The 3,595-nt window shown below is 60.8% G+C and carries 3 protein-coding genes; 2 read left to right on the forward strand and 1 reads right to left on the reverse strand.

Translation table 11 applies throughout. The features are described from left to right. The first annotated feature begins 153 nt into the window (after positions 1-153). Together K2R93_21970 and K2R93_21975 are read left to right on the forward strand one after the other, a co-directional pair. Complete coding sequence (locus tag K2R93_21970) at positions 154-1,194, forward strand: multicopper oxidase domain-containing protein (protein ID MBY0492519.1); 1,041 nt, start codon at positions 154-156, stop codon at positions 1,192-1,194. Between the two features lie 228 nt (positions 1,195-1,422). Beyond that, the gene (locus tag K2R93_21975; protein MBY0492520.1) at positions 1,423-2,688 is read left to right on the forward strand and encodes a hypothetical protein; all 1,266 of its coding nucleotides are present in this window, start codon (positions 1,423-1,425) and stop codon (positions 2,686-2,688) included. 165 nt (positions 2,689-2,853) lie between these two features. On the opposite strand, the gene K2R93_21980 is transcribed toward K2R93_21975, so the two are convergent. Then, the coding region (locus K2R93_21980) for a hypothetical protein (GenBank protein MBY0492521.1) at positions 2,854-3,595 on the reverse strand (742 nt) is incomplete at its 5' end.

The following is a 3,595-nucleotide window of genomic DNA, read 5'->3' on the forward strand; positions in this document are numbered from 1 at the left end:
GACCGCTGTCACCAGCCCCGTCTCCCCCCTCCCCAGCTCGTCCATCTTCCGACTCCCAGAATGGGGGTGGGGACTTTGAGACGATCACTTCCTGGGGAATTTCACGCGATCACTGACAATCACCCGCACCCGCACGGCTTGAGTGAACCCCAAGTGCTCGGCGGCCTGTCAGGAGGACTCATCATTGATGGTCTTCTTGAGGACAACTACCCGAGTCTGGTCGGCGTGCGAGAGCGCGTCATGCTGCTCAAAGACATCCGGCTTCCGGGCGACTCGAGCGGCACCCCGAAGACGAAGACGATGAATGGTCAACTCAATCCGACCATCCCAATCGCCCCAGGGGAGGTGCAGTTCTGGAGAATCGGCAACGTTGGCGCCGACTCGTACATGAATCTCTCCCTTAGCGGCGTACCGTTCTATATTCTCGCAATAGACGGCAATCTTACCGGCTGCGTGACGCTGAGCCGTTGGTCGCCTGGTGTCTGTCCCGTGCCCGCGACGCAGTACCTCCTTCCTCCGTCGTCTCGGGTCGAAGTGGCCGTCATTGGTCCGCCGGCTGGAACGTACGCGTTGATGTCACAATACGTGAATACCGGGCCTGCGGGCGATTCGAATCCGCCGGTAACACTGGCGACGGTCTCGTCATCGAGCAGTTCGCGCGTTCCTCAGCCACAAATGGCAGCCGCGCGCGCCACGCTGACGAAGCGCAGCTTCACAAAAGCGACCAACGTACATCCGACGCCAGCAGCCCTGAGCCGCGCCGTGATCACCAAGCGCATCACCCTCGTGTACACGGAGAATACGGCAGGAACGGAGTTTTTTATCAACGGGAAGCAGTTCGATCCATCGCGCGTGGACACCGACGTCAATGTGGGCGATATCGTTGAGTTCACTATCGTGAACCAAACGGCGGAACTGCACACCTTTCATATCCACCAAACGGACTTCTTTGTCACGCAGATCAACGGTCAGCCGGCGAATAGCGTGAGCTTGCAGGACAATGTCAACGTGCCCTTCATGGCGGCTGGCATCCCAGGCGTCGTGAAAGTGATCGTTCCGTTTCTTGATCCGGTCGCCATTGGGAAGTTCGTGTATCACTGTCATATTCTCGAGCACGAGGACGGCGGAATGATGGCCACCATTCGCCTAAGCGCATCAAACGAACGCACAACACAGGTACGGCGCCGTCGCTAGGCGAGGCCCGTCGATGTGAGCCAGGAGCCGGCTCGCGCTCGACATCGACGGACGTGAGCCGGAGGCGTCGATTGTCGCCGAAACGCGCTCGACGAATGACCCGCCGTCGGCGCCCGAAGGCGCCGCTGCCCGCCCCGTCATGGTGGCGCGCACGCCGCAAGCGGAACCGCAAATGCAGCGACATCACGTCGCCGCATCCCGTCACCTCACGAACCTGAGTGAACACCCATGCATCTACAGCGCGGCCTTCGGAACGGTCTGTTCGTCCTCGCGTATGCATTCGCTCTCGCGCCACGCACACTGGCGGCGCAGGCTTTCCCAAATTTTGGCTATGCGCCACCGGCCGATTGGACGCTGCCCACGTTTCAACTCAGTCAGGCCTACCCCACGTCACTGCCTGCCGCATCAGTCTACCCATGGCTCAGCATCGACTTTCACGCGGCGCCAGCGGCGTATCTACAGGCGGTGCTCGCGTACGCGTACGACGGCAATGTCGACGTCGATTTTGTCGTGCAGAAGAATTCCAAGCGGCAGTGGTTCCATGCGCCGTGGCTGCACCCCGGCGCCAACGGCCGTGAGTTCGTGCGCGGCCTGACGCGAGAGCGACAGTCCCGTCCCTATGAGCTGAGCGCGACCCAGAAAACGATTGCCAGGAACTTTGCCGTCGGATTCTTCAGCGACCGCGGCGGATACACCATCGGCTCCGTGTGGAGTAATCCGGTCGCCCCGAATCCGGCCGCTGCGACGTTTCCCGAGGGTACGGTAGCCTTCAAGTTGCTCTTTACGACCGCCACGTCCACCGATGTACCATTCCTCGCGGGCTCACCAGAGTGGGTGGCCGATATCAACCGCGCCCACTCGGCGAAGGACGTCCTCGCGACGAAAGTTCGTCTCCTGCAAATCGACGTCGCGGTAAAGGACAAGCGGTCTTCGAAGGGGGGGTGGGTCTTCGGCACCTTCCACTATGATAGCGCTGTCGCCGACAGCAATCCGTGGCGCCGTGTCCGCCCACTCGCGCTAATGTGGGGCGACGATCCGACGTTCCTTCCTGCGAACTACGCCTCAGGGCAGCGACCGGCACAAAGCTGGATTAATCAGAGCTCCCCGCTCGTAAAGTATCGGGCCAACCCGCCCATTGGAGCAAAGCCGCCGGCAACACTTGGGTGGGCGGGTCGCGCGAACGGTCCGGTCGACAATCCGCTGAGTTCCTGCCTCAGCTGCCATGGAACGGCACAGCTTCCTGCGGATTCAGCCATGGTCGCTCGCGGCACGTCTGACAGCGCGAAGCTGTGGTGGTTCCGCAACACGAAGCCCGGCGAGGCCTTCACCTCCGGCAATGCGTCGCTCGACTTCTCGCTCCAACTGGGCGTCGGCATTCAGAACTTGCAGGATTCGCTCGCCAAATCGTCGCCGTCGTTGAAGGCGAAATCGAGGGCGACCACCCCTGAGCGGACGCTACGCGGCGATTTCCGCTTCTCCCGCGGCGGGCGTTAACCGCTCGGCAACCCAAGTACGTGACGGAAGCATCTCCACTACTCGCGAATCCGAAAGGGCTCGGGGCACGTCCAACTGGAGAACTCTTGTTGCAACACGGCTCCCTGTACTGAGACCGCATCACCGCTGCGTCCTCCCGCAATCCTCTAAGGAACGAGCGGCACGTTACTCAATCGCATCCCAGGGTGCACGGTCCTCCGCGCCGGCCTCCTCCTCGCTTCTCGCGTTGTACCATCGCCCGTAAAGAGATGCATCGCCCCACGCCAGCGGCCGAAGCCACTTCGGTTGGCCCCCCAACTTGAAGAAGAGGAGAAGCTCCGTGAGTGCACGTATCCGAAGCAAGTCTCCCGTAGCGGTCCCGATGTCCTCAACGTACCCCGAATGAATCAGCGTACTGCGTCGCGCGTACGCGTCTCGAATGAGCTCAGAGAGTGTTGCCTCTCGGCCGATGCGAGCGTACTGCCAGAGAAACATTGGATCGACCGAGAGCGACTCGCACGCGTCAACGACGCGCGTCACGAAAGGGCTTCTTCGAAGCTCTGACAGCTTTCCGTAAAGCTGTGCGCGAAGTGACGCGTTCATTCCACGTTCCTTCGCGAACCGCTTGACCTCGTGTCGCAGACGTTGCTGGAGCACGTTGATGTCGCTGGCATCCAACCTCTCCAGTTCTGAAGGAAACCCTCCCACCAACGTCTCCAGCGCCGTGAACGCATGGATAAGTGCATGGTGAACTGGAAGGCGACGCCTAGACTGTATGATGTGAAAGATTGTGCGGCGAAATGCTGAAAAATCTGCACTGCGTCGAAGCGACACCAGCATCTGGTCGATGTTGTCAATGGCAACCGAAAACGCGACACGTCCTGGCAACTGAAAATGCGACAGGATGTGGGGGGTAAGCCCTAGCGTC

This window comes from Gemmatimonadaceae bacterium, assembly GCA_019752115.1.
GTDB lineage: Bacteria > Gemmatimonadota > Gemmatimonadetes > Gemmatimonadales > Gemmatimonadaceae > Gemmatimonas.